This window comes from Ruegeria sp. AL12, assembly GCF_056540885.1.
Genome location: NZ_JBQFXN010000044.1, coordinates 1 through 1,411, shown reverse-complemented (window position 1 = coordinate 1,411; position 1,411 = coordinate 1). Strand labels below are relative to the sequence as shown.

Sequence of the window (1,411 nt, the reverse complement as noted above, 5' to 3'; positions counted from 1 at the left end):
ACTCGGTTTCCTGATCCAGACCTTCAAGACCAGTGTACAATCTGCTGTCGAGGTATAGCGATGTGGCAAAGCGGGCCAACACGCCCAATGCCGCGGCGACCGGGACAGCGATCAGCATGCCGACGAAGCCGAACAGCGCGCCAAAGACCGACAGGGCCAGCAGCAACCAGACTGGATGCAGCCCGACAGAGCTGCCGACCAGCTTGGGTGTCAGGAAGTTCCCCTCGGTGACTTGTCCAATGGCAAAGATACCCGCGATAAGCCCGATATGAGCCCAGTCGCCCCAGAACTGAAACAGCGCAAGCCCAATGGCCAGCGAGCCTCCGATAAGGGCGCCCAGATAGGGTATGAACGTGACCAAGCCCGCGATAAAGCCCACAATCAGACCGAATTGCAGACCAGCAAGCATTAGTGCAACCGCGTAATAGGTGCCAAGGATCAAGCAGACCGTTCCCATGCCGCGCACGAACGAGGCCAGAACCGCGTCGATCTCACCCGCCAGCCGCCTGATGATGGGGGCGTGGTCACGTGGCAGCAGCTCTCCGATGCGGGCGGTCATGCGATCCCAGTCCAACAGCAAGTAGACGGCCACAACCGGCACAATGACCAACAGAACAACGATGTTGATCGCGGAACCCAGCGAGGACAGCACCGTCTGCATAACGTCCCCGGTCTTGGATTTCAGCGTTTCGCCAAAGGACACCAGCATCGCGTGCGTGCTCGATTCCCGGTCAAGCAAGGACGGGAACTGTTTTTCTATGAAACTGCGCAACTGTTTGAACAGATCGGGCAGTACATCGACAAGATCCAGCAACTGGGTGATCAGCGCAGGGACCACCATCAGAATTGCCAGTACAAACCCCAGAACACCGACGACCGTGATGACCGCCGTAGCGGCCATACGCGACAGGCCCAGCCGCTCCAGCCGGTCAGCGACCGGATCCAGAAAATAGGCAATGGCCCCACCGATGACAAAAGGCAACAAGACATCGCCAAGGGCCCACAGGATCAACGCGAAAACCGCAGCGGCGATGCTCCAGTATCTCAGCTGATCCTTAACCGGCAAAGCCATGGCGATCCCCTTGTTCAGGCCCTTGCAGGTGTTCTTGGCGCATCAAAGCCCATGATGCAAGCGGTTCATGGCGCTTGCGTTTACAGGGGTCAGCCGCGCAACGTCCCCAATTCCGGGGTGTCTTCGGTGGCGGTTTCGTCGGGCCAGTTGGTGCGCCAAATCTCGGCCGACCAGTGACCGCAATGAACCGCCGGACGGTCAAAGCCGGGCAGGGGCGGCAGCAAAGGCGCGACGACGACGTCGTGACGGGGCACCGCGAAATAGGGAAAAGAGTACCGTTCCCGCCCCGACCGGTTCACAACCCGATGGGGCGTGGATTTCAACCGCCCGCCCGACCAC

1 protein-coding gene and 1 pseudogene are annotated in these 1,411 nt (G+C 60.0%); both read right to left on the bottom strand.

Annotated elements, in window-relative coordinates:
• The coding region (locus ACR0C6_RS21180) for an AI-2E family transporter (RefSeq protein WP_480481940.1) at positions 1-1,072 on the bottom strand (1,072 nt) is incomplete at its 3' end.
• Between the two features lie 89 nt (positions 1,073-1,161).
• A pseudogene (locus tag ACR0C6_RS21175) lies at positions 1,162-1,411 on the bottom strand (isopenicillin N synthase family dioxygenase); the annotation flags it as partial.